This window comes from Bradyrhizobium sp. USDA 4503, from assembly GCF_054055815.1.
In genome coordinates this window covers 3225059-3249118 of record NZ_JBSRXS010000001.1, presented here as the reverse complement: position 1 = coordinate 3249118, position 24060 = coordinate 3225059, and the positions used below count along the sequence as shown (strand labels likewise).

21 protein-coding genes and 1 pseudogene are annotated in these 24060 nt (G+C 64.6%); 18 read left to right on the top strand and 4 right to left on the bottom strand.

Translation table 11 applies throughout. The features are described from left to right. Position 1: 1 nt before the first annotated feature. The 8 genes and pseudogenes from ACVMIH_RS15935 (at position 2) to ACVMIH_RS15900 (ending at position 7117) form a co-directional block, all read left to right on the top strand. On the top strand, positions 2-235 hold the full coding sequence (locus ACVMIH_RS15935; RefSeq protein ID WP_456862481.1) for a CoA transferase: 234 nt from the start codon (positions 2-4) through the stop codon (positions 233-235). Next, on the top strand, positions 178-1227 hold the full coding sequence (locus ACVMIH_RS15930; protein ID WP_456862479.1) for a CaiB/BaiF CoA transferase family protein: 1050 nt from the start codon (positions 178-180) through the stop codon (positions 1225-1227). Before ACVMIH_RS15935 ends, ACVMIH_RS15930 begins: the two co-directional genes overlap by 58 nt. A gap of 870 nt (positions 1228-2097) precedes the next feature. Then, the gene (locus ACVMIH_RS15925) at positions 2098-2505 is read left to right on the top strand and encodes a hypothetical protein (protein ID WP_456862477.1); all 408 of its coding nucleotides are present in this window, start codon (positions 2098-2100) and stop codon (positions 2503-2505) included. A gap of 10 nt (positions 2506-2515) precedes the next feature. Next, positions 2516-2779: pseudogene (locus tag ACVMIH_RS15920) on the top strand (helix-turn-helix domain-containing protein); the annotation flags it as partial. A 216-nt stretch (positions 2780-2995) separates the two neighbouring features. Further along, entirely contained in the window at positions 2996-4246 is a 1251-nt protein-coding gene (locus ACVMIH_RS15915) for an acetyl-CoA C-acetyltransferase (protein WP_057020592.1), read from the top strand. A gap of 18 nt (positions 4247-4264) precedes the next feature. Next, entirely contained in the window at positions 4265-5047 is a 783-nt protein-coding gene (locus ACVMIH_RS15910; RefSeq protein ID WP_028336964.1) for an SDR family NAD(P)-dependent oxidoreductase, read from the top strand. Between the two features lie 20 nt (positions 5048-5067). After that, the gene (locus tag ACVMIH_RS15905; protein ID WP_057020591.1) at positions 5068-5835 is read left to right on the top strand and encodes a crotonase/enoyl-CoA hydratase family protein; all 768 of its coding nucleotides are present in this window, start codon (positions 5068-5070) and stop codon (positions 5833-5835) included. A gap of 121 nt (positions 5836-5956) precedes the next feature. Then, on the top strand, positions 5957-7117 hold the full coding sequence (locus tag ACVMIH_RS15900) for an acyl-CoA dehydrogenase family protein (protein ID WP_253625911.1): 1161 nt from the start codon (positions 5957-5959) through the stop codon (positions 7115-7117). Positions 7118-7154: 37 nt separating this feature from the next. Here the strand turns inward: ACVMIH_RS15900 and ACVMIH_RS15895 are convergent, their stop codons facing one another. Next, positions 7155-7832: a GntR family transcriptional regulator gene (locus ACVMIH_RS15895; protein WP_229193290.1), complete on the bottom strand. Its 678-nt coding sequence runs from the start codon at positions 7830-7832 to the stop codon at positions 7155-7157. Positions 7833-7975: 143 nt separating this feature from the next. Between ACVMIH_RS15895 and ACVMIH_RS15890 the strand changes: the two genes are divergently transcribed. The 3 genes from ACVMIH_RS15890 to ACVMIH_RS15880 all read left to right on the top strand — a co-directional run bounded on the left by ACVMIH_RS15890 (position 7976) and on the right by ACVMIH_RS15880 (position 13471). Beyond that, positions 7976-11377: a molybdopterin-dependent oxidoreductase gene (locus tag ACVMIH_RS15890; RefSeq protein WP_456862475.1), complete on the top strand. Its 3402-nt coding sequence runs from the start codon at positions 7976-7978 to the stop codon at positions 11375-11377. 53 nt (positions 11378-11430) lie between these two features. Next, entirely contained in the window at positions 11431-12885 is a 1455-nt protein-coding gene (locus ACVMIH_RS15885; RefSeq protein ID WP_057020588.1) for a short-chain fatty acid transporter, read from the top strand. A 364-nt stretch (positions 12886-13249) separates the two neighbouring features. Then, positions 13250-13471, top strand: a complete 222-nt coding sequence (locus tag ACVMIH_RS15880) for a hypothetical protein (protein WP_168856081.1) — start codon at positions 13250-13252, stop codon at positions 13469-13471. Between the two features lie 9 nt (positions 13472-13480). Here ACVMIH_RS15880 and ACVMIH_RS15875 read toward each other — a convergent pair whose 3' ends face one another. From ACVMIH_RS15875 to ACVMIH_RS15865, 3 genes are read right to left on the bottom strand one after another with little or no spacing between them, the layout of a single operon-like run. Further along, on the bottom strand, positions 13481-14203 hold the full coding sequence (locus ACVMIH_RS15875; RefSeq protein ID WP_456782020.1) for a formyltransferase family protein: 723 nt from the start codon (positions 14201-14203) through the stop codon (positions 13481-13483). Between the two features lie 40 nt (positions 14204-14243). Then, on the bottom strand, positions 14244-15602 hold the full coding sequence (locus ACVMIH_RS15870; RefSeq protein ID WP_456862473.1) for a hypothetical protein: 1359 nt from the start codon (positions 15600-15602) through the stop codon (positions 14244-14246). 45 nt (positions 15603-15647) lie between these two features. After that, on the bottom strand, positions 15648-18008 hold the full coding sequence (locus ACVMIH_RS15865; protein ID WP_349535947.1) for a hypothetical protein: 2361 nt from the start codon (positions 18006-18008) through the stop codon (positions 15648-15650). Positions 18009-18472: 464 nt separating this feature from the next. On the opposite strand from ACVMIH_RS15865, the gene ACVMIH_RS15860 reads away from it, so the two are divergent. The 7 genes from ACVMIH_RS15860 to ACVMIH_RS15830 all read left to right on the top strand — a co-directional run bounded on the left by ACVMIH_RS15860 (position 18473) and on the right by ACVMIH_RS15830 (position 24049). Further along, a complete protein-coding gene (locus ACVMIH_RS15860; RefSeq protein ID WP_156436538.1) occupies positions 18473-18679 on the top strand; it encodes a hypothetical protein in 207 nt (68 codons plus the stop codon). Then, the gene (locus tag ACVMIH_RS15855) at positions 18676-19377 is read left to right on the top strand and encodes an RNA polymerase sigma factor (protein ID WP_456862470.1); all 702 of its coding nucleotides are present in this window, start codon (positions 18676-18678) and stop codon (positions 19375-19377) included. The genes ACVMIH_RS15860 and ACVMIH_RS15855 overlap by 4 nt, the downstream gene beginning before the upstream one ends. A 139-nt stretch (positions 19378-19516) precedes the next feature. Next, positions 19517-20341, top strand: a complete 825-nt coding sequence (locus ACVMIH_RS15850; protein WP_028336954.1) for a flagellin — start codon at positions 19517-19519, stop codon at positions 20339-20341. Between the two features lie 63 nt (positions 20342-20404). Then, positions 20405-22102: a flagellar filament capping protein FliD gene (gene fliD, locus ACVMIH_RS15845; RefSeq protein WP_456862468.1), complete on the top strand. Its 1698-nt coding sequence runs from the start codon at positions 20405-20407 to the stop codon at positions 22100-22102. Next, positions 22102-22545 (top strand): flagellar export chaperone FliS, encoded by a 444-nt coding sequence (locus ACVMIH_RS15840; RefSeq protein ID WP_057020582.1) that lies wholly within the window; start codon positions 22102-22104, stop codon positions 22543-22545. Before fliD ends, ACVMIH_RS15840 begins: the two co-directional genes overlap by 1 nt. A gap of 103 nt (positions 22546-22648) precedes the next feature. Then, positions 22649-23155, top strand: a complete 507-nt coding sequence (locus ACVMIH_RS15835; protein WP_433994856.1) for a hypothetical protein — start codon at positions 22649-22651, stop codon at positions 23153-23155. 237 nt (positions 23156-23392) lie between these two features. Further along, entirely contained in the window at positions 23393-24049 is a 657-nt protein-coding gene (locus tag ACVMIH_RS15830; protein WP_057020581.1) for a flagellar hook assembly protein FlgD, read from the top strand. Positions 24050-24060: the final 11 nt, after the last annotated feature.

Sequence of the window (24060 nt, the reverse complement as noted above, 5' to 3'; positions counted from 1 at the left end):
GATGTCGGCTGCGCCTCTTCAGGGATTGCGGGTGGTCGATTTCACTCGCGTGCTGGCCGGTCCGCATTGCACTAAGGCGCTGCGTGACCTCGGCGCCGAGGTCACCAAGATCGAGCCGCCGTCCGGCCGCTCCCGCGCCGCGACATTGGCCGCGCCGGACTGCCTTACGTCGGTGGTATGGGTCTCTATTTCGTGCAGCAGAACGCCGGCAAGCGGAATCTCAGCATCGACCTGAACTATGTTGAGGGACGCGAGATAGTCACCCGCCTGTGTAGGGGAGCCGACGTCATCGTCGAGAATTTCCGTCCCGGCACCTTGGCGCGGTTCGGCTTCAGCTACGACGACATCCGTGCCTTCAACCCCGGCATCATCTATGTCTCGCTGAGCGGCTACGGGCAGTCGACCTCCTGGCGCAACCGGCCGGCCTTTGCGCCTACGGTGCAGGCCGAGACCGGCCTGACCTCGATCGTGCAGGACCATTTCGGTGCGGCATTGTCGGAGCCACGCGGCGATTCATGCAGCCATGCCGATGTCTATACCGGGCTGGAGGGCGTGATCGCCGTGCTCGCCGCGCTCCAGCATCGCAACCGCACCGGCGAGGGACAGCACGTCGACGTGTCGATGGCTGCGACGATGCTGTCGGTCAACGAGCGCGCCGGCGCGATGATGTCGGGGATCGACACCGACGGCGAGCCTATCGCGCTGTCGGCTAATGAGTCGCACATCTTCGAGATGTCCGACGGCACCCGCCTGACGATCGCCGCCAGCCCGATCTATTCGCCGATGTTCACGCGCTACTGCGCGATGATGCGGCGAAGCGATTTGCTGGCCGATGCCCGCTACGGCACCGCTAGCCTGCGCCGGCAGAACCTCGCGCCGTTGCTCGCCGAAATCCGCGCCTGGATTACGACGTTCGAGAATCTCGAGCAGTTGCAGGCGCAAGTCAGTGAAGCCGGGCTCGCGGTTGGGCGCGTGCGCACCGTCAACGAGTTCGTGGAGACCGATTGGGCCAAGGAGTGGAATGCCGTGGTCGAGGTCGATGACCGGGCCGGCGGATTGGTCCGAATGCCGGGCAATCCCTGGATCTTCAGCCGCTCGGAACTGCCGTCGCCCGGCATGCCGGCCTATCAGGGCGAGCACAATGAAGACGTCCTTGGCCAGCTCGACTTTGCGCCCGAGAGGATCAAGGATCTGCAGCACCGCAACATCCTGCTCAGCCGGCGATAGGCGGAGCTTGTCCGGGCATGGCAAAAAGATCGCTTCAATTGGATGGAGGAGGAATCCGACGACATCGAGCGATCCGCTCCGACCTTCTCGGCACTTTCCGCGACGGACATTTCGCGACGCGAGCCTCCCGAGGCCGGCACCTAACTGGTTCCAACCCTCTCGCAGTGGAATTGCGGGCGAAAGGAGGCCTTTGACGGGGTATCAGGAGGCGACCTCGCGAGTTTGCCTGCCCGTAGGTAGAAAAGAAGGCTTCGAGGATAGTGGGCTTAGCGATGCAGCGGACCAGTGCCTCGAATTCCCGACGCCTTATCGTTAGTTGGTCCGGGCTCGCTCGAAATTTGCCTTGCCCCATTCCGACAAGAGGAAATCAAACTGGATGTTCAATGCACGCTCTACGAGCGATTTGTCGGAATGGCCGTTGATTTTACTAACAAATCATACGCCTCTTAATCAGCGGGTCCCAGGTTCGAGCCCTGGTGCGCCCACCAAGCTTTCATAGCTTAAGTCCGCCCTCGTAACGGTCATCCCGGCCAGCGGTCGCGTCTGTTCCGGCAACCGCTATCGCCTGCTTCCTCACGCCGCTTCGCCCTCAATTGCTTGCGCCTGCGTTTCGCACCGGCCGGCAAATCGTCGGGGCATGTCCGCTATCGCGCGCGGAATTTCGATCGCCGTTCGGCAGCGGTCTGAATCTGACGAAGTTCATGACGACAGGTCCGCGATCACTGCGCTGACAGGCGTTGGGGTGAAGGTGCGGGCTGAGCGCGGGGCGCCCTGCGGCGAGGGCGGTTGACAGGGGAGAGCGCCCACTTTAATCACCTGACTAATTAATCAATTAATTAAAGCCCAAAACCCTAGGGAAAGAATCCCCCGATGCTGGCCGGCCAGAGACATCCGAAGCTGCTTGCCCCGCGCGGCCGCGGCCTCACTTGGCTGGAAAACAAGGTGCTCGTGCATTCCGTGCGCAGCGGCCTCGAACAGGCTGAGAATGACCTTGCCGAGCCCGCCGCACGCTTTGCCGAGCGCAACGTCAGTGTGATCACCGCGGGCAGACCGAACGCCGGAGCGACCGGCCATCGCGTCAGACCGTCGATCCCGGAAAAACCCGTGCAGCACCGCTGCAGCCGCCCACGCGGAGCGCGCCGCGGACCCCTGCCGCCAAATCCCGCACATCAGTTCGGGCGCGCGAGCGATGCGCGCCCCGGCAGTGATGTCGCGGATCGGCGTCTGCCGCCCGAAGCAGAGTGGGCTTCGTTCACCCATATGGAAAATGAGGAGTGAGGCGTAAACGATGGGACGTCGATCTGAGGTACTGATGGCGCAAGAGACCGCCGGCACGGACAACCGGCGCGTGATCCAGGTGGTGTCGCGCGCATTCGACATCGTGCGTTGCTTCGAAGGTCGAAGCATACGTTTGGGAAATCGCGAAATCGCCGACCGCTGTGGTCTTCCCCGATCGACGGTGTCGCGCCTCACCTTGACGCTTACCCAGATCGGCCAGCTGATCTATCTGCCGCAAGAGCAGAAATATGCTCTCGGTCCCCACGCCGCCGCGCCCGGCGCGCCGTTGTTTGCGCATGGTTGCGACAAGCCTGCCTGCGCCGACGAGCAGCAACTCCGCCAAGTGCCGCGCTTCGGGTACTTCGAAGATCAGCGCAACTCGATTGCCGAGCCGCTTGCAGTGACGCCACACCGTTGACGCCTCGCGGAGACGGTTGGGACTATCGGTACGAGCGCAAGCTAACGAAACATCCGAAGCAAAGGGAAACGCATGTCTGAAGCATACATCATTGACGCTGTTCGCACGCCGCGCGGCATCGGCAAGCCGGGCAAGGGAGCGCTGTCGCACCTGCATCCGCAGCATCTGGCCGCGACGGTGCTCGGCGCGCTCAAGGAGCGCAACAAGCTCGATACGTCGACCGTCGATGACATCATCTGGTCGACATCGACTCAGGAAGGCAAGCAGGGCGGCGATCTCGGACGCATGTCGGCGCTCGCGGCGGGCTACGATATCAACGCCAGCGGCACGACGCTGGATCGTTTCTGCGGTGGCGGCATCACCTCGGTGAACCTCGCGGCAGCGTCCGTGATGTCGGGGATGGAAGATTGCGTCATCGCCGGCGGCACCGAGATGATGAGCTACCAACAGACCCTGGCAGCCGAGCGCTCCAAGGCCGGGCAGCCGGCGCGGATGATGGGTTCGGGCAATCCGGCGCTCGACGAGATTCACCCGCAGTCGCACCAGGGCGTGTGCGGCGACGCGATCGCGACGCGCGAGGGGATCAGCCGCGAGGCCTGCGATGCCCTGGCGCTGACGAGCCAGCAGCGCGCCAAGCGGGCCATCGATGAAGGCCGCTTCGCCAAGTCGGTGATCCCCGTCCTCAACGACGACGGCAGCGTTGCGCTCAATCGCGAAGAATTCCCGCGCCCGGAAACCACTGCCGAAGGACTGGCTTCGCTGAAGCCGAGCTTCGAACAGCTTGCCGATTTCGATCTCGGCAACGGCGTGACCTTCAAGAAGCAGATCCAACGCCGCTATCCGGACCTCGACTGGAAGGGCGTGCATCATGCCGGCAACAGCTCGGGCGTGGTGGACGGCGCCGCCGCGGTGCTGATCACGTCGAAGGAATATGCCGAGAAGCACGGCCTCAAGCCGCGCGGCCGCATCGTGGCCTATGCCAACCAGGGTGACGATCCGACCCTGATGCTCAACGCGCCGGTTCCGGCGGCCAAGAAGGTTCTGGCCAAGGCCGGCCTGACCAAGAACGACATCGACGTCTGGGAGATCAACGAGGCTTTCGCGGTCGTTGCCGAGAAGTTCATCCGCGACCTCGAGCTGGACCGCGAGAAGGTCAACATCAACGGCGGCTCGATCGCACTCGGCCACCCGATCGGCGCGACCGGATCGATCCTGATCGGCACGGCGCTCGACGAGCTCGAGCGCAGCGGCGGACGCTATGGCCTGGTCACCATGTGTGCCGCCGGCGGCATGGCTCCGGCCATCATCATCGAACGCATGTGATCGCGAAGGGATATTGCCATGAAACTTGACTCATCGGTCGCCGCCGTCGTCACCGGCGGCGCTTCCGGCCTTGGTGCTGCCACCTCGCGCGCGCTGGCTGCGCAAGGCGTGAAAGTCGCGATCTTCGACTTCAACGAAGAGAAGGGTGAAGCCATCGCCAAGGAAATCGGCGGTGTGTTCTGCAAGGTCGATGTCACCTCGGACGAGCAGGTCGATGCGGGCTTTGCCAAGGCCCGCGCGGCGCATGGCCAGGAGCGCATCCTGGTAAACTGCGCCGGCACCGGCAACGCGGTGAAGACCGCCGGCCGCGACAAGAAGACCGGCGAGCCCACCCACTTCCCGATCGACGCCTTCAACCGCATCATCCAGATCAACCTTGTCGGCACGTTCCGCTGCATCGCCAAGTCGGCGCAGGGCATGCTGTCGCTGGCTCCGCTGGAGCACGGCGAGCGTGGTGCGGTCGTCAATACAGCCTCCGTCGCGGCCGAGGATGGCCAGATGGGGCAGGCGGCTTATTCTGCCTCGAAGGCCGGCGTGGTCGGCATGACCCTGCCGATCGCGCGCGACCTGATGGCCGAAGGCATCCGCGTCAACACCATCCTGCCGGGCATCTTCAACACCCCGCTGCTGCAGGGCGCCCCGGAAAACGTCAAGGCCGCGCTCAGCGCGTCGGTGCCGTTCCCCAAGCGTCTCGGCATGCCGGAGGAATATGCGCATCTGGCGCTGACCATGATCACCAATGGCTACTTCAACGGTGAAGACGTCCGTCTCGACGGCGCCATCCGCATGGCTCCGCGTTAAGCGATCAGGAGACCAAAGCGATGTCCGAAGAAACCCCGGTCCTCACTGAAGTCCGCGGACCGATACTGATCATCACCCTGAACCGGCCGGAAGCCAAGAACGCGGCCAACCTCGCCCTCTCCAAGGGCGTGGCCGCGGCGATCGACCGGCTCGACGCCGACGATTCCCTGAGCGTCGGCATCATCACCGGCGCTGGCGGCACATTCTGCTCGGGCATGGACCTCAAGGGGTTCCTGAAAGGCGAGCGACCGTCGATCCCCGGCCGCGGCTTCGCCGGCCTGACCGAGGCCCCGCCGAAGAAGCCGCTGATCGCGGCTGTCGACGGCTACGCGCTCGCCGGCGGGATGGAGATCGCGCTGTCGTGCGACATGATCGTCGCCAACCGCAACGCGAAGTTCGGGATCCCCGAGGTGAAGCGCGGACTTGCGGCAGCGGCCGGCGGGCTGATCCGCATGCCGCGCCAGATGCCGTTCCGTGTGGCGATGGAGTTCGCATTGACGGGCGAGTTCTTCGGCGCCGAGCGCGCCCATCAACTCGGCATCATCAATCGCGTGACCGACGGCCCGGCGCTCGACGCCGCGCTTGAGCTCGCGGCAGCGATCGGCGCCAACGGCCCGCTCGCCGTCAAGGCATCCAAGCAGGTGATCGTCGAATCCCGGCTCTGGCCGGAAGATGAGATGTGGAAGAGGCAGCAGGAGATCGTCGGTCCTGTCTTCGTATCCGAGGATGCCCGCGAGGGCGCGGCTGCCTTTGCCGAAAAGCGCGCGCCGAACTGGAAGGGCAAGTAGGGCATCGCCTGTTTCGATGACGGAGCGTCGGTTTTGATCGAAGCAGAACCGGCGCTCTAAACTTTTTACGATGCCTCGCCGCACGCCGGCGGGGTTCCATGAGAGCGCTATTGGGTGATTGATGCGCAGCTTTACCGAAGACCAGGTTATTTTCCGCGACTCCTACCGCAAGTTCCTCGCCAGCGAGATCACGCCTCACATGGAGGAGTGGCGGGAAGCCGGCATCGTCGACCGCGGCGCGTTCAAGAAGGCCGGTGACCTCGGCTTCCTGATGATCTGGCCCGAGGAAAAATACGGCGGAATGGGCGACGAGGACTTCCGTTACGAGCAGATCATCATCGAGGAGACCGCGCGCTCGGGCTGCAAGGGCTGGTTCAACACGCTGCACAGCCGACTGGTCGGTTCTTACTTCAAACGCTTCGGCACCGAGGAGCAGCGCGACCGGTTCCTGCCGAAATGCGTCAGCGGCGAGACCATCCTGGCCATCGCGATGACCGAACCCGGCGCGGGCTCGGACCTCGCCGGCATGCGGACCACGGCGGAAGACAAGGGCGATCATTTCCTGCTCAATGGCTCGAAGACCTATATTTCCAACGGAATCAATTCCGACGTGGTGCTCGTGGCGGCCAAGCTCGCGGGCGCCGAGAAGAAGCATGCCATGGTGCTCCTGATCGTCGAGCGCGGCATGGAAGGTTTTGAGCGCGGCCGCAATCTCAAGAAGATGGGCATGCCGGCGCAGGACACTGCCGAACTGTTCTTCAACAATGTGAAGGTGCCCAAGGCCAACGTGCTCGGAGAACCCGGCAGGGGCTTCTACTATCTGATGGAAGGCCTTGCCGAGGAGCGGCTGATCTCCGCGGTCGGATCGATCGCCAACGGCCGCAAGGCGTTCGACATCACGCGCGCTTACGTGATGGACCGCAAATTGTTCGGCCGGCCGCTCGCCGAACAGCAGAATACCCAGTTCCGCATGGCGGAGATGGATGCCGAAATCGATCTCGTGCAGGTCTATGTCGATCACTGCGTGGCCGAGCACAATGCCGGACGCCTGACCAGCAACATGGGCGCCAAGGCCAAGATGATGTCGTCGGAGGTCGAGTGGAAGATGCTCGATCTTGGCGTCCAGTTGCACGGCGGCGCGGGATACATGGACGAATATCCGATCAGCCGCATGTTCACCGATGCACGCGTCAATCGAATCCTCGCTGGAAGCTCCGAAGTGATGCGGCTGATCATCGGCCGCGATGTCTTCTCGGAGCACTACAAGAGCATTCTGGACTAGCCGGTCACCATCACCGCCTAGCTGCCTCCGCTCCGCGTCAGCCGCGGGCCTGCCGCAGTGGTTCGCGCGCATGCTCCTTCGAGCGCAGCAATGCATCGACGAAGATCGGCTCCCAGGAGCGGATGTGAGTGCGCAGCAGGGTGGTCAGCGCCTCGGTCTCGCCGGCGAGCGCGAGCTCGATCAACCGGTAGTGCTCGGGCACTGACGCTTGCTGCCGCTCGTGGCCGGCGCGGGAGCTGATGCCGTAAAGCCGCATCTTGTCGCGCAGGCCCATCACCGTGTCGGTCAGCAGGTCGTTGCCGGCGGCCGCGATGAACTCGCGATGATAGTTGCGGTCGGCTTCCAGATAGAGCTGGACGTCGTCGGTCTCCACGGCCCTGGCGATCTGGTCGGCCCAGCCGCGTACGATTGTTAGATCCTTCGGTGGATTGGCGGCGACCAGCACGGCGGCGTGCAGCTCGAGCACTTCGCGCATGTCGAACAAGTTGCGCAGTTCGGTCAGCGTCGGCTCCACCACCTTGAAGCCGCGGTTGCGCATCGGCTCGACCAGGCCGCCGCGGCTGAGCTCGAGCAGCGCCTCGCGCACCGGCGTTGAGGAGACGCCGAGGCTCGCCGCGAGACTCGGCACCGAATACATCGTGCCCGGAAGGCTCTGCCCGGAAATGATCTCGGCCCGCACCCGCTGCAGCACCTGTTCTCGCAAATTCTGGTCCATCGGTGGTCGTGGCCGCCTCTCGCTGGGAACTCCGATTCGTCGCTGATTATTACTTAGCCTTGACGCCGCCGGTAGCGTATGACGTAAATGTGTAACGCATTACAAAAATGCGTCACAAGGGACGATCGGATAGTGAGACGGCGGTGAAACAGCGGCTACCCGGCTATTGCACGCTTTGTCGTTCGCGCTGCGGTGCCGTCACCGTGGTCGAGGATGGGCGCCTTGTCGGCGTAGAGGTATTGAATAACCACCCGACAGGCGGCGCGCTTTGCGCCAAGGGCAGGGCGGCGCCCGAAATCGTCGCCAGCCCGCGCCGTCTGACCGTCCCGCTGAAGCGGACCCAGCCGCGCGGTGCTGCCGATCCGGGCTGGGTCGAGGTGTCGTGGGACGAGGCGTTGACCGAGATCGCCGAGAAGCTCGGTGCGATCCGCGCCGAGAGCGGCGCCGAAGCGGTGGCGTTCGGCGTCACCACGCCGAGCGGCACGCCGATGGTCGACAGTTTCGAGTGGGTCGAGCGCTTCATCCGCGGCTTCGGCAGCCCCAATCTGATCTATGCGGTCGAGATCTGCGGCTGGCACAAGGACTATGCGCACGCGCTGACCTTCGGCCGCGGCATCGGCTTTCCCGATTACGACAATGCCGATGCGATTATCCTGTGGGGCCACAATCCGGCGCGGACCTGGCTTGCCCAGGCAACGCGGATCGCCGATGCGCGGCGGCGCGGCGCCAAGGTCGTGGTGATCGATCCCAAGCCGAACGGCTCGGGGCAGCAGGCCGATCTGTGGCTGCGCACTCGCCCGGGCGCCGATGGCGCGCTCGCGATGGGGGCGATCCGTCACCTCATCGCGACCGGCGGCTTCGATGCGGATTTCGTCAACGCATGGACCAATGGATCGCTGCTGGTCGATCGTGCGACGGGACGCTTCCTGCGCGCCGACGCATTGTGGCCGGATGGCGCGCCGGAGGCTTTCGTTCGTCTCGATGCGTCGGGCGCGCCCGTGCCTTGCGACACCCGCTACGCGCCGGAGAGCTGTGGCCAGCTGCGTGGCGCGCTGCAGGTCCGCACACGCGACGGCCGGCTGATAGCGGCGGCTACCGCGTTCGAACTGCTCGTCGAGCGAGCCGCGCCATACACGCCGGCGCGCGTCGCGGAGCTGACCTGGCTTCCTGTCGAGGACGTCGACGCGTTCAACACGCTGCTCGCTCGCCGGCCGCGGCTCGCCTACCATTCCTGGACCGGCGTCGGCCAGCACACCAACGCGACCGCGATCGAGCGCACGATTGCAACGTTGTATGCGCTGACCGGCGCTTGCGATCGGCCCGGCGGCAATCGCTGGCCGGTGCCGCCGCCGACCCGTGCCCTCAACGACTACAACATCCTGTCGCCGGAGCAGCAGGCTAAGGCGCTGGGCATTACTGAGCTGCCGCTCGGCCCGCCGGCCAAGGGCTGGATCACGGCGCGCGACTTCAGCCGGGCCGTGCTTGACGGCGAGCCCTACCGGGTGCGCGCGCTGGTCGCCTTCGGCACCAACTTCGTCGTCTCGCAGGGCCATTCCGAGCGCAACCGCGCCGCGCTGAACGCGCTGGAATTCCAGGTCCATATCGACATGTTCATGAATCCAACCGCGGAGAGCGCCGATTTCGTGCTGCCGGCCAGCACGCCATGGGAGCGCGATGCGCTCAAGATCGGATTCGAGATCACGCAGGAAGCTGTCGAGACCGTGCAGTTACGCCCGCGCATGGTCGAGCCGGTCGGTGAGGTGAAGGCCGATTACGAGATCGCCGCCGCGCTCGCGCTCAAGCTCGGGATGGGCGACTTGTTCTTCGGCGGCGACATCAAGGCCGGGTGGAATTACCAGCTGGCGCCGCTCGGCATCGGGGTCGAGGATTTGCGCCACCATCCGGAAGGACGCCGTTTCCCGCAGGTCTTCCGCGACGAAAAATACGCCGTGGCGCGCGAGGACCGAACGGTTGCCGGATTCTCGACGCCGACGCGCCGCGTCGAGCTTTATTCCGAGCTCATGCTGGGACACGGGTATGATCCCTTGCCCGACCATGTCGAGCCGGTCGGCAGCCCGCTCACGGCAGCGCCGGATGCACGCTTTCCGCTCGTGCTTTCCACTGCCAAGAGCGGCTGGTTCGTTCACTCCTCTTATCGGCACGTCGCCTCGCTGCGGCGCAAGTCGCCCGATCCGGCCGTCGAGATCAATCCGCAGCTCGCCAAGCGGCGTGGCCTTGCCGAAGGCGACTGGGCCGTGGTGGAGACGCATGGCGGTGCCGTGCGCCTGAAGGTACGCATCAATGCGGCGCTCGACGATCGCGTCGTCGTCGCCGAATTCGGCTGGTGGGAAGACTGTCCGCCGCTCGGCCGCGAGCGTTCCGCGACGGCAGGCATCCACACCCGCAACATCAACGCCGTGCTGCATGACGATGCGCGCGATCCGGTCAGCGGCTCCGTCCCGCTGCGCGCGATCGTCTGCGATATCAGGCGCGACGGCGTCGCCAGTCGCGGCCTGTGGAGCGGTCAGCGGCGTTTCACGGTCGGCGCGCGTCGCGCCGAGGCGGATAATGTCATCGCGCTCAACCTGCTGCCGCTTGACGATGGTCCGCTGCCCGACTTCCTGCCGGGCCAGCACGTGATGGTCTCGCTGCCCGGCGCAACGCAGGCACGGGCCTATTCGCTGACCGGATCGGGCGATCGGCCGGATGTGCTCTCGATAGCGGTGAAGGGGCGCTTCTTCAATGAGGCGCCGAGTGGCGATGCGCCGTTCTTCATGCCGGATCGTCTGCACCATCTTGCCGTCGGAGACGAGGTCGTGCTGGAGCCGCCGGGCGGCATCTTCACGCCGCCATTGAAGGGGCAGCGGCCGCTGATCTTCCTCGCCGCCGGCATCGGCATCACGCCGTTCATCAGCCATCTCGAAACGCTGCAACGGATCGCACCACGAGATCGCGTTGGCGAAATCCTGCTGCTCCACGGCTGCCGCAGCAGTCGGGAGCATCCGTTTGCCGAGCGGCTTGCGGAGCTGGAAGCCGGTATTCCGGGGCTGAAGCGTGTGACGTTCTATTCCGCGCAGTTCGCGCAGGACCCGATCGACTCGCATGCGTTGCGCAAGGGGAGGGTTGATCTCGGACAGGTCAAGCCGCTGTTGCCGCGCCGGCCGCTGGTCTACATCTGCGGCTCGCCGGAATTCGTTGCGGCACAGATCGAGGCCGTGACGGCGCTTGGCGTGCCGCGCTTCGACATTTTCGCCGAAAGCTTCGTGTCGCCGCCGTCGGTACCGAGCAATCTTGCGCCGCGCACCGTCCGGCTTGCGGGCAGCAAGCAGAGTTTTTCCTGGGGGCCGGAGCAGGGGACGCTGCTTGATGCGGCGGGTGCGGCGGGCGTCGCGCTGCCGAGCGGCTGCCGTGTCGGGCAATGCGAAAGCTGCGCGGTTCAGGTCGTCGATGGCGAGTTCACCCATCTCGGCGCTGTCGATGGCAGTGAGGGACAGTGCCTTGCCTGCCAGGCCGTGCCGCTGACCGATCTCACGCTCGCGCTTTGATGACGAAACCCGATTGAAGGCAGTAACCGAATTACCGGAAGGGGATCAGATTGATGACGAATGCAACGCACGATCAAACCGTGAGCTTACGAAAACCTGTCGCGGACAACGTCATCGCGCAATTTTCGCAAGCCCTGGTGGCATTCGCGGAGCGCTGGTTTCCGGATGCCTACGTCTTCGTCCTGATCGCGGTGATTGCGGTCGCAATCGGCGCGATCCTGCATGGCGGTTCGCCGCTCGCCGTCAGCCGCGCGTTTGGTGACGGGTTCTGGAACCTGATTCCCTTCACGATGCAGATGGCGCTGGTCGCGATCGGCGGCTATGTCGTGGCGATGTCGCCGCCGGTGGCGGCCGTGCTGGCGCGGCTCGCCAGCGTGCCGAAGACCGGGCGCGGCGCCGTGGTCTTTGTCGGTGTGCTCAGCATCTTCCTGTCGCTGCTGAACTGGGGCCTGAGCCTGATCTTCTCCGGCCTTCTGGTGCGCGAGATCGCACGGCGCACCGACATCAGGCTCGACTACCGGGCGGCCGGCGCCGCCGGCTATCTCGGGCTCGGCTGCGGCTTCACCCTCGGCATCACCTCCTCGGCCGCGCAGCTGCAGGCCAATGCCGGCAGCATTCCGGCGTCGCTCCTGCCGATCACCGGCGTGATCGGTTTCTCCGAAACCATCTTGACTTGGCAGAATATGGTCACCGTCGTGATGGTGACCGTCGTGTCCGCGGCGATCTGCTATTTCACGACGCCGGCGCCCGATCAGGCCAGGACGGCAGAAGACCTCGGCGTAGCGCTCGGCGATGATCGCATCGAGGCCAGGAAGCCGGCGCGTCCGGGCGACTGGCTCGAGTTCAGCCCGCTGCTGACGATCCTGATCGCCGTGCTTGCCGCCGGCTGGTTGTGGCAGACATTCCAGTCGGGCAATCCGTTGATCACGCTGTCGGGCCTCAACACCTATAATTTCGTCTTTCTCATCCTCGGCATCGTGCTGCACTGGCGACCGCGCAGCCTCATCGAGTCGTTCTCGAAGGCGATGCCGAGTGTCTCCGGCGTGCTGTTGCAGTTTCCGTTCTACGCCGGTATTGCGCAGATCCTGACCAAGGTCCCGAACAGCAGCGGCACGACGCTGTCGGACACGATCGCACACTGGTTCGTCGGTGCCTCCAGCAATTCCACCGTGTTTTCGTTCCTGGTCGGAATCTATTCGGCGCTGCTCGGCTTCTTCGTGCCATCGGCCGGCGGAAAGTGGATCATCGAGGCGCCCTACATCATGAAGGCGGCCAACGACATCGGCGCGCATCTCGGCTGGACGGTGATGGTCTACAACATCGCCGAGACGCTGCCGAACTTCATCAACCCATTCTGGATGCTGCCGCTGCTCGGCATCCTCGGCTTGAAGTCGAAGGACCTGATCGGCTACACCTCGGTGCAGTTCTTCATCCATTTCCCGATCGTGATGCTGCTGGCGGCGATCCTGATGGCGACCTTCACCTATCACCCGCCGATCCTGCCCTGAGCGACCATGGCCGGGCACCGGGATGCACGGTGTCCGGCCAATTCAGCGCTCCACGACCGTCACCACCAAAACTGTGCTGTTTTTCCGCTGGCCGTGAATGAGGCGTCGCGCCGGGCTCTTATCTTTGGTCAGCCATTTCATTGACCGCCGCGCGGTTCGGCCGGATATTGATGCGCGATATCCGTGTCGTCCAAGGCCCCCGCAATGAGACATGACCACCGCAGCTTGATGTGCGACATGCGAAGCCGCATGCAGCATCGCTGCGTCTCAGCGGCGACCGGCGTCTGTTGTTGTTGATCGCTTCGACAAATCCAAAGCATCCGACAATCTGACTGGAGCGCCGTCATTCGGCGATCGAACACGCATGTCCCAAACCCAAATGTCCCAAGCCTATGTCATCGAAGTATCGGATCGCACCGCTGGCATCGTCGTCAGCGATAGCCGCGGCTTCTGCTTCTTCTCCTCCGACCGCGCCTTTGACGTCCTCGACGGCGGCTATTTCGGCTCCGCGCGCGCCGCGGAGCGTGCTGTGAGGGCGCACTTGCAGCAGCGCCGCGAGGTTCGGGGCCGTGCGACGCGCGGTTGAGGCCGTGTCTCAGGAGGCCGCGGCGAGCGGCGGCGAGACCACCTGCGGCGCCCCGAGCGCCTGCGTGGTAGTCGTTGCCAGCTGGAAGCGGATGCCGTGCAGCGAGCAGGTCAGCGGGATGTCGCGAAAGTCGTCGTGGAAGGCGCGGATCCGGCGCGCCAGCTCGCCGGCGCTGATGCCGGCGGGAAGCTCGCACATCTCGCGGTACATCCGCCGCGTGCTCTTGATTCCGCACCAGGCGATCTCCAGTTCCGCCAGCGGCATGGGATTGCAGCCGAGATCGCGCGACATCCGCCAGAACAGATGGGCAAGCCGCACATAGGCGATCTGTTCGAGCCCGCGCACGCTGATCTTGTCGGGAATGATGAAGGTCTCGACCCCGACGATCGGGCCGGAATCGACGCGCGCGGCCATCACATGGGCCGTCGCGCCGAAGGTGCGGGCACCGTCATAGAGCGCGAAATGCGCCGGCGCCCAGCCGGGATATTGCGGCGGGCCGGGATGGAAATTGTAGGCGCCATGGCCGAGCGTCGCCAGAATGTGCTCCGGCACGATGACGCTGGTGGTGAAGGCCAGCAGCCGGGCCTCGCGCAAGACCTCCGGCTCGATCGCGGCGAGCTCGTCGGCCGTTACCGCGCAGCGGAATGACAGCGCCGGATTGTGTGCCTTCAACAGCTCGGTAAGCGCGAATTGCTGGTTGGCGACGCCGGTAAGAAGGATGATTGTCTTCACGTGTCGATGTCCTTCCCTTGCTCTGTCTTTCCGGCGTTCATCAGCCGCGCTGCCCGGCCATCACGACGACGCTCCCGGCATCGCGGGATTGGCCCACGGTGCGGAACAGGTCGGCCGGCAACGTCTGCCACGGCGCGATCTCGATGATGCGGTTGTTTGCGCTTTTCGCGGCCGATTTCGCCGCGCGGATATCGTCCTGCCAGGGGCAGAGTGCGAGCTCGAGCCGGCCGAACCCGCCGCAATCGGCCGCGAACGCGCCGGTGACCGCCTCGATGCTGGCAGCCATTTCGCGCGCGTCGCTGGTCGCGATATCGCGCATGATCACGGTGATCGCATCATTTGAAGCCGCCTGCGACCGGATCACGATCATGGCGTCACGGCCGCCGCTGCGGCTGGCGCGCCGCGCGGCCCGCATCGCGACGCCGAATTCGGCATCCGGTCCAAGATCGCTGCTGTCGGTGGGCAGGTCGTGAACGACCGTGGTGTGGCGGGGCGTGCCGGCGTCTTCGGCCGGAGCGTGATATGAGCGCGGCAGCCAGACGGTGTCGAGCGCCATCTGTGACGATGTCAGGCTCCAGGCCTGGTCGAGCAGATAGCCTTCCCAGACCGCGGGATAGGCGCTCGCGATGTGATGCCAGTTGCGCAGCACCGCTTCGGCGGTGGGCGAACGGGCGAGATAGAGGGTGCGCGCCGACATTTCCCACCGGTTCCATTTGTGAAGCGCGATGTCGCATGCGAGGGACGACGGCAGCATTGGCGGCTCGCTGAGGACTGCGTCGGCCTCGATGAACAGCAGCGGCTCGCGATGCTGCTCCCACATCCGCAGCAAGAAGGCGGATTTCTCGGCTGCGCGCATGTGCTCGCCGTCTGCGGTTTCGATCGGAGCGATGTCGCAGGCTATCCGGAACTCGGCCAGCTTGTCGCGGAGGACGCGGGCATGGTCGTCGCCGCAAGCGCGGGGGTAGCAGGAGACCACGCGCAGCGATGCCCCGGACCTCGAGCCTTGCTCGAGCGCGATAGGGCGCCAATTGAGGCCGCCCCACCACATCTCATGCGGGCCATCGAAGCTCGGCCCGATGGTTCCGAAGTCGGTCAGCTTGGATTTCAGGAAGTCGAAGGCGGGATTCTCGCCGAAGGGGACGACGACCGCGCAGTCGGCCCGAAGCGACCGGTAAAGCATCTCGGCGGCGGGGCCACTCGGCGGCTCGACGAGGATGATGACTCCATGGTCCTTCGCCGGCACCGAGCCGGCCTCATGGACGACCGCAGGTCCAAGCCGCTCCGACAGCCATGCGAGCCGCCAGCGTTGCGCCGCGCCCATCCGGATGCCGTTCGCCGCCAGCAATTGGTCGAAGTTCGTCTGCAAGCCGTCCGCTTGCGCCGTGTCAGCCGAAATCATGCCCGCACTACCCCTCGTTAACCTTCTACGTGCGGGGCGGCCAGATCAGGCGGACAAATCAGCTGTCGTCGTTCGTTGCAGACATCCCTTGGTCTTGCGCCAGGTCAGCGTGGCCGAGGGGTCACCGTTGCCGTCGCGGTCCGCGACCGCAAGGATGCGGTCATGGTCGAAGGCGGTCAGCGCGACCGTGTAGATGGCGACGTCGTCTTCGAAGCCGTCGACAGGGATGAGCAGCATGCCGTCGTCACTGCTAGCGCGGAAGTGACGGCCGCGCCGTTTGAGGCCGACATCGATGAGCCGTCCCTCGGCGATCGCTGTCACGTTCGAACCCTCGGCGGCTTTCGCGGCGCTCTCGCCATATTGGACCGTGATGCCGTGGAGCATCCCGTCGCGGGTGAGCTTGGCCAGCGGCAGCACGATAGTCGCGATTGCCATCCGGCGCGACAGCGGGATCCGCAGGCGAAGATCGCCGAGCCCGGTGTGATAGACGCTGATCGCCTCCAGCGACGCCTGGCCGTTCCGCTCGAACAGACCGACCTGCAGCGTCCCGCACAGCGCTTCGCCAAACACGCTAGCGGGCAGGCGATTGGCGCCGAACAGCGTGTAGAGATAGGCATGCGACGGCGACAGGGCGGCAAAGCTGCCCGCCAGCCACATCGGGGGCGCCGGAGCCGTGCAGGCGATCATGAGGCCGCGGGCGATGATGCTATCATTGACGAAGTCGGCATCGAGCAATGGCGCCAGCGCCGGGGTGCCGAGATTGACGTCATGCTTGATGCCGCCGAGCAGCGCGAGCTCATCATCGTCCGGCAGCAGCAGGAGGCGGCCGAGCACGGCGGCCGTCCAGCGCGCCGCGACCGCGGGGGCGGCATCGGGCTGCAATCCGTAGCGTGGTGCCAGCTCGCGGGCGCGCGAAACATAGGCCAGCGTTCCGGATTGCACCTCGGTCGCCAGCGCCAGCTGGGCGGCCGGGCGCTGATCACCCTCGCGCAACACGTCGCCGTCGCGATAATCCCGCGCCGATCCTTCCCTAGAACAGCACAGCTGCTCCAGCAATGCGACGTTGCGGATCAGCATGCGCTTGACGTGCGGCGTGACGACGCGATCCGAGATCAGGCCCTCCGCGGTGTCGTCATCGGCTAAATCGTCGAAGGCATCGTCAAGCGTCAGCAGATAGGCACCGTGCAGGCGGATGCGGATGCCCTCGAGATCGAAAATTCGCCGCAGCGATTTCTGTACGCTTGCGGAATAGCCGAGGTCGACCAGGATCAGATCGGTGCAGCCGTCGAAATCCCGGATATGCGCGCGAAGGTAGGCAAGCAAACGGGTCCGGACGCCGGCAGCGATATCGGTGATCTCGCGCGGGTCCATCAGATCGGGCAGGGCGTCGGCGAGTTCGCGGCCGCTGGCAATGCCGTCGGGATACTGCGCGAAGAACTTCATCACGGCGGACGGCTGCACCTTGACGATGTCGATAAAGGTCGCCGCGTCGATCTTGACGACCCGGCTCAGCAGCTCACAGAGTGGTTCGAGCGTATCGGCAGACCCGACCAGGCTGACGCGACGATTGATCTCGATATAGGCGCCGGTCTCGCCGTGGTTTGCCTGCCAGACGCGATGCGGCAGCAGGCCGTCGCGGCCGAGGAATCCGACCGCAACGCGCGCGCCCTCGCGAGCAAGCGTGCTGCGCCGCGCAGAAATGAATGCGTCGAACGCCGCCATCACGGGGCCGAGCACGGTCACGCCGAGGTTGAAGGCGGGAGAATGCTCCGCGCTCTTCGCCGTCACCGCGCGCCGCAGCGTGCGGGCGCCGCAGTCGAGCCGCGACGGCTGATCGGGGCACAGCAATTCAAAGATCGATGTCTCGCGTTGAAACTTGGAAGCCAGCGCCGCGCCGGCCTGCGGGTAGTAGCGCGGACGGATGCCGTGACGGCGCGCGCCCTTGATATCGGCGGTGTGGTTGTCGCCGACATGGAACGAGCTTGCCGCGTCGATGCCTTGCTCGGCGAGATAGGCCTCAAACAGCGCCTCGCTCTTGCTGCTGCCGTGATCGCAGGACGCATAAAGGAAATCCCAGCTCAGCCCGGGACTGCAGGAACGCAGCAGCTGCGCGAGTTGGTCGGTGCTCCAGTAGGTGTCGGAAATGAAGCCGACGCGAAAGCCGCCGCGCTTCATGTCCAGATATTGCTCGAGCATTTCGGGATTGACGCGGCAGAGCTCCAGTTCGGTGTCGAACTCGATCTGCGCGAGATCGTGCAGCGCATCGCGGGTCAGGCCGAACAGCCTGAACGGAAAGTATTTGTAGATGTCGGCGATGCGCACTTCAGTTGAGCCGCGGCGCTCTTGCGATACCTTGCGCGCTCGCGCCTCCGCCTGGATTCGATGCTGAACGAAACTGGCGGACATGTTCGGAAAATTTTCAGCAATGCAGCAACGCTGAAAAACCCTTTCAAATACGCCATCCGGCGTCGTGCAGGCGCGCAACAGAAATGTATCGAAAACATCGAATGAACATGCAGAAACATTCTGCGCTCGACGCGTCGCGTCGATCGTCATGATCGTCATGCGCAAAATTCCCGCCAGTCCTCATGCGTTGAACGCGCGCGTGAGCCAAATCAGGCGCGACAGTTCAAAAAAGTTGATGCGGAATTCGAAAACGCGCGCTTCGCGACTGACAGATTCAAAAAATCCGATAACGTCGAAACAGTGATTCGGAAAAAATTGCCTAGTCGCAATCGTCGAATGCAAGATGGCGACCAACGGCGGTGAGTCACTCGCATGCTCGGCGCATGCATGGGTTCGCGTGGCGTTAGTTGGTGTGACAACAGCGTTTTCCGACGCGACGATCTCTTCCGCGGAAATGCGAGGCGATGCTGAACGACTGCTCCAAACTCCGTCGCATTTTTCCCTGCGCCTACGCGCAGCGGCAGCTTTTGCCGGGCGGTCGGCAAAAACATCCGGCTAAGCATTTGAAAAATAACGAAAAAAGTTCGCCTGGTTTGCTGGCCCTCTCCGTTCAACGCTCAGAAGCCGCATGGAATGTGTGCCAGCGGCGTTGGTTGGAGAGCGGCGGATGAGTTACGCGCTTGATATGAGGGCACCGGCCGAAGTGGAGGCCACGCCGGCCGCGGTTGCACCGGCCGAAGCGGCTGCGCCGTGGAGCAACGTGCCCACCGTTGCCGATGCGGGCCCGCTCGACACCGTCGAGATCCACGACGAAGACAAGGAATTGCTCGACCGCCTCGCCGCCGGCGACGAAACGGCGTTTCGTGCTCTGGTCGAACGCCACGTCGATCGCGCCTACGCGATCGCGCTGCGTATCGTCGGCAACGCCGCCGACGCCGAGGACGTCGTGCAGGACACGATGCTGAAAGTGTGGACCCATCGCGGCCGCTGGCAGCATGGCCGCGCAAAGTTCTCGACCTGGCTCTATCGCGTCGTCAGCAACCGCTGCATCGATCTGCGCCGCAAGCCGCGCACCGAGAATGTCGATGTCGTGCCCGAGGTCGCAGACACCCAGCTCGATGCCTCCGCCGTGATCGAGCGCAACGAGATCGGCAATCTGCTGGAGGTCGCGATGCAGCGCCTGCCCGAGCAGCAGCGCGTCGCAGTGATCCTGTCGTATCACGAGAACATGAGCAACGGCGAGATCGCCGAGGTCATGGACACGACCGTGGCCGCGGTGGAGTCGCTGTTGAAGCGAGGACGGCAGCAGCTGCGCGATATGCTGAAGCGGCACGAGCGCGACCTGCGCGGCGCGTTTACCGACTGCTAACCATAAATTCTGGCTTCTGAAGATTTTGCGCCTGACCCCGGCGGCCGACCCGTTTGATCGGGCGGACGGGGGCTGGATCCGCGTCACCTCTCTTTTTCACGATGCGGCATGCCATGCCCCATCAGCACAGGAGCTACTCATGCCGGCAATCTCCACCAACACCGCCGCGAACTCCGCGGTCCGCTACCTCAACATCAACTCGCAGCAGGAAACCAGCGCGCTGTCGAAGCTGTCGAGCGGCTCGCGCATCACCTCGGCTTCCGACGACGCGGCCGGTCTTGCGATCTCGACCCGCATCTCCTCCGACATCACGACGCTGCAGCAGGCCGCCACCAACGCGGCGCAGGCGACCTCGATCCTGCAGACCGCCGACGGCGGCGCCTCCAACATCTCGGATATCCTAGCCCGCATGAAGTCGCTGGCTTCCGAGTCCGCCTCGGGCACCGTGGCCGATTCCAGCCGCGCCTACATCAACTCGGAATTCACGCAGCTCAAGGGCGAAATCGACTCGATCGCCAGCGGAACCCGCTACAGCAGCCAGAGCTTGCTCGACGGTTCGAGCGTGTTCTCCTCGGGCGTCTCAGTGCTGGTCGGTTCGACCTCGGCCGACACCATCACGATCACGCTGACGAGCCTCACGGCCTCGTCGCTGTCCGTGACGTCGCTCGATGTGTCCAGCCTGTCGAGCGCCACCAGCGCGATGACGGCTCTCGACACCGCGATCGACAAGGTTTCGTCCGCACGCGCCGAGATCGGTGCTCAGGAATCCCGCTTCAACTTCAGCGCCGACTCGATCTCGACCCAGACTCAGAACCTGCAGTCGGCCAACTCGGCGATCAAGGACGTCGATATCGCCTCCGAGCAGGCGACGCTGTCCTCGGCCGAGGTGAAGACCCAGGCCGCGGTCTCCGCTGAAACCGCGGCGAACCAGATGCCGCAGTACCTGCTGAAGCTGCTCGGCTAATTCGAAAGATCGATCGGGCCGGCATGATGCCGGCCCGGTTCCTATCGCGGCGGAAGTGTCGACATGACGGTTAGCAGCGCCACCTCGAGCACATCAAACACGACGTCGACCAGTTCTGCCAGCACGGTGACAACGACCGGCACGACCAATTCGACCAGCATCGATTGGGATGCCCTGATCGAGGCCGAGGTCAATGCCAAGCTCGCAGCGGCGACCTCGATCACCACGACGATCACCGCGAACCAGGCCAAGATCACGGCCTATCAATCGCTGCAGACCGAGCTGTCGACGCTGGCAACCGGGTTGTCGTCGCTCAGCACCTCGATCATCAATTCGATCGCCACCAACGCGTTCGCCAGCCGGGCGGCGACGATCTCGTCCACCGGTGACGTCAGCGCCTCGTCGGCACTGAACATGAGCGTCAACAGCGGCTCGGCGACCGGCGATCACACGCTTCAGATCACCCAGCTCGCGACCGCGCAGAAGGTGATCGGCTCCTCGCAGCCGAGCAGCTCGACGGCGCTGGGCCTCTCCGGCACTTTCTCGCTCGGCCTGTCCGGCGGCACCGGCACGGCGATCTCGATCACCAGCGGCATGTCGATGCAGGATATCGTCGACACCATCAACGCCCAGACCTCGACCACCAATGTCCAGGCCTCCATCGTCCAGGTGTCGAGCGGGTCCTACGAGATGGTGCTGACGGGGACGCAGGACGCCGCTGACATCGCCTATTCGTCGACGTCGGGCGATGACATCCTGAACAAGCTCGGCGTCACCGACACGTCCGGGGCGTTCACCGACGTGCTGCAGAAGTCGCAGTCCGCGGAGTTCACCCTCGACGGCATCGCGCTCACGCGTAACACCAACGACATTTCCGACGTCCTGTCCGGTGTCACGTTCGACCTGCTGCAGCCGACGCCGAGCGGCACCAGCCTCAACATCAGCATCGAGACCGACACCAGCCAGATCACGTCAGCGCTGCAGACCTTCGTCACCAACTACGACGCATTTCGCGACCAGGTGATCGCGCAGTCGGCGCAGAATTCCGACGGCACGGCCGCGTCGAGCGCGGTGCTGTTCGGCGACAGCACGATGCGCGATCTCATGACCCAGCTGCAGCAGGTGCTCAGCGGGACGGTCGGCGGCATGACGATGGCCGATCTCGGCCTGTCCTTCAATGAGAACAACGAGCTCCAGCTCGATACCGGAACGCTGTCGACGGTGCTGACGCAAAATCTCGCCGGCGTCACCCAGCTGCTGTCGGCGCAGACCACCACTTCGTCCAGCCAGCTCAGCGTGGTCAATACCGGCACGTCGCCGCAATCCTTCACGCTCGACCTCACGGTGGACTCCACCGGTACGCTGACCGGAGCCTCGGTCGGCGGCGACAGCTCCGGCTTTTCGGTGGTCGGCAACACCATCATCGGCAATTCAGGAACGATCTACGCCGGTATGGCCTTCACCTATACGGGCTCGACCTCGCAATCGATCACGGTGACATCGTCGTCCGGTCTGGCGACGCAGCTCTACCAGCTCGCGCACACCAGTTCCGGAACCAGCGGTCAACTCCAGACCATGATCACCAACTTGCAGTCGCGCGACACCAACCTGCAGTCCCAGGTCAGCGACATTCAGAGCAATGCGGCGACGTTCAAGGCTCAGCTGCAGGTTCAATACGCCAATTACCAGGCGGCCATCGAAAGCGCGAACAATACGCTGGGCTACCTGAAAGCACTCCTAGACGCAGCATCGAGTAACTAATGACCCAGAACGCGACCGCCTGCCACGCCAACAATGCCTATCGATCCGCCGCGGTGGCGGTGCCGCCGCTGAAGGCGGTGGTGATGCTGTGCGACGGCGCGATCACGCTGTTGCAGAAGGCGCTGGACGCGCACGAGGCGAAGCGCTTCGAAGAGGGGCACATCTATCTGACACGGGCGACCGCGATCCTGCGCGGGCTGAGCCACAATCTCGATTTCACCCGTGGCGGCGCGACGGCCGATCGTCTCTACCGCACTTATAACGCCCTGATCATGGCGTGCCTGCGCTCCTATGGCCGGCCGCAGGCCAGGGAGAATTTCCGGCGCATCATCGCGAGCCTGGCGGAACTGCGCGACGCCTGGAAGTTCGTCGAGGCGACCGCCGGCAAGGCCGCCAAGGCCAGGGCACTCGACATGACGCTCGAATCAGCCGCCGGCCGCTGAGCCCGGAGAGGGCCGCGAATCACCCGGCGAGGGCGCTTAGCTGGCGCAGCAAGGGCCTGGGCGGGCGCTCCCGGTTGGGGAAAATAGCCATGCGGCAAGCACCATGCTGGACCTGATGCGGCAGCGGCGGAAATTGATTTCCGCCGTCCCGCGAATGCTTTATGACAGCCTTGGCGACGAGGCTGGATCTGCGCGCGCGATGGACGTTGCGACATTCGAAGACCTGATCGACCGGCTGGGGGAGGATCTGTCCCGCTGGCCCGACGATCAACGTCTTGCCGCCGTCCAGCTCCTGGCATCTTCGGCCGAGGCGCGGACGCTCTACGAGGAGGCGAGTGCGGTACGCGGCGGGCTCGCGGCGCCGCCGGTTCGCGCACCCAAGGGTCTTGCCGACCGCATCGTGACCGCGGCGGTGAAGTTGCCCCAGAAGCCCGCTTCGGGGCCGGCCTCGGCTGACGATCAGCCGAACGATGCACAAGCACCGGGCCGATCCGCACAGCAAGGCAAGGTGCTGCCGGCGCTGCTGCTGGCCCTTTGCCTGTTGCCCGCATTGACGCCGCCGGCGTTGATGCTCGGCGAGCCGGATCTGCCGATCAGCCTCTCGCTCTAAGACGTTCCGCATTGCCATTGCAGCTGTCCGCGTGCCTTCGCGGCGAGATGCTTGCGCGCGCCTGCGAGCCATGAGCCCGCAACGGACACGGCAAATTCTGCCGATTCATCAAGTGATTCCGGGCGGATGAATCCGCGCCTGAAATCGGCGCGTCATCCGTTTTATCTGCGAACGACATCACGACCCCAATGTTCCACCGCGTTCCGTCGCGCATCCCGCGGCGAAGAGAGCCTTGTCATGACCGTTTCCTCGGCAACTGCTGCAACTTCCACCACGTCGAGCTCGTCGTCGAGTGCGTCGATGGGGATGAGCTCGACCGATTTCCTCAACCTTCTCGTCAGCGAGCTGCAAAACCAGGATCCGCTGAACGCCACCAGCACGACCGACTTCATCAACCAGCTCACCTCCTACGCCAACTTCACCGAGCAGCAATCGACCAACGCCAGCATGACGTCGCTGGCGAGCTCGTTCTCGAGCCTCGTGACGCTCAACTCGGTCAACTATATCGGCCACACCGTCGAGGCGAAGACGAACACGGCGGAGCTGACCAACGGCTCGGCGACCTTCGGCTACTCGCTCACCTCGGCTGCGTCCAACGTCGCGATCACGATCCAGGACTCCTCGGGCAACACGGTGTGGAGCGGCAAGGGGACCGGAACCGCCGGCTCCAACACCTTTACCTGGAACGGTCAGACCTCCGACGGCACCCAGCTCAAGGACGGCGGCCAGTACACGATTCAGGTGACTGCGACCGACTCCGCCGGAAACTCGCTGCTCAGCTACACCACGATGACGGGAACGGTGACCGGCATCGATGCCTCCGGCTCGACGCCCTCGCTGCTCGTGAACGGCGTCCCCGTCAGCGCCGCCAACATTATCGGCGTCACGTCCTGATTGCCTCCGGA

Bases quoted from the DNA above. Each gene is read 5' to 3' on its own strand.
- ACVMIH_RS15885 (WP_057020588.1), top strand. From the start codon at position 11,431: ATGACGAATGCAACGCACGATCAAACCGTGAGCTTACGAAAACCTGTC.
- ACVMIH_RS15855 (WP_456862470.1), top strand. From the start codon at position 18,676: ATGAGTTACGCGCTTGATATGAGGGCACCGGCCGAAGTGGAGGCCACG.
- ACVMIH_RS15835 (WP_433994856.1), top strand. From the start codon at position 22,649: ATGCTGGACCTGATGCGGCAGCGGCGGAAATTGATTTCCGCCGTCCCG.
- ACVMIH_RS15900 (WP_253625911.1), top strand. From the start codon at position 5,957: ATGCGCAGCTTTACCGAAGACCAGGTTATTTTCCGCGACTCCTACCGC.
- ACVMIH_RS15910 (WP_028336964.1), top strand. From the start codon at position 4,265: ATGAAACTTGACTCATCGGTCGCCGCCGTCGTCACCGGCGGCGCTTCC.
- ACVMIH_RS15880 (WP_168856081.1), top strand. From the start codon at position 13,250: ATGTCCCAAACCCAAATGTCCCAAGCCTATGTCATCGAAGTATCGGAT.
- ACVMIH_RS15930 (WP_456862479.1), top strand. From the start codon at position 178: ATGGGTCTCTATTTCGTGCAGCAGAACGCCGGCAAGCGGAATCTCAGC.
- ACVMIH_RS15865 (WP_349535947.1), bottom strand. From the start codon at position 18,008: ATGTCCGCCAGTTTCGTTCAGCATCGAATCCAGGCGGAGGCGCGAGCG.
- fliD (WP_456862468.1), top strand. From the start codon at position 20,405: ATGACGGTTAGCAGCGCCACCTCGAGCACATCAAACACGACGTCGACC.
- ACVMIH_RS15925 (WP_456862477.1), top strand. From the start codon at position 2,098: ATGCTGGCCGGCCAGAGACATCCGAAGCTGCTTGCCCCGCGCGGCCGC.
- ACVMIH_RS15915 (WP_057020592.1), top strand. From the start codon at position 2,996: ATGTCTGAAGCATACATCATTGACGCTGTTCGCACGCCGCGCGGCATC.
- ACVMIH_RS15850 (WP_028336954.1), top strand. From the start codon at position 19,517: ATGCCGGCAATCTCCACCAACACCGCCGCGAACTCCGCGGTCCGCTAC.
- ACVMIH_RS15870 (WP_456862473.1), bottom strand. From the start codon at position 15,602: ATGATTTCGGCTGACACGGCGCAAGCGGACGGCTTGCAGACGAACTTC.
- ACVMIH_RS15895 (WP_229193290.1), bottom strand. From the start codon at position 7,832: ATGGACCAGAATTTGCGAGAACAGGTGCTGCAGCGGGTGCGGGCCGAG.
- ACVMIH_RS15840 (WP_057020582.1), top strand. From the start codon at position 22,102: ATGACCCAGAACGCGACCGCCTGCCACGCCAACAATGCCTATCGATCC.
- ACVMIH_RS15905 (WP_057020591.1), top strand. From the start codon at position 5,068: ATGTCCGAAGAAACCCCGGTCCTCACTGAAGTCCGCGGACCGATACTG.
- ACVMIH_RS15935 (WP_456862481.1), top strand. From the start codon at position 2: ATGTCGGCTGCGCCTCTTCAGGGATTGCGGGTGGTCGATTTCACTCGC.
- ACVMIH_RS15860 (WP_156436538.1), top strand. From the start codon at position 18,473: ATGCTGAACGACTGCTCCAAACTCCGTCGCATTTTTCCCTGCGCCTAC.
- ACVMIH_RS15830 (WP_057020581.1), top strand. From the start codon at position 23,393: ATGACCGTTTCCTCGGCAACTGCTGCAACTTCCACCACGTCGAGCTCG.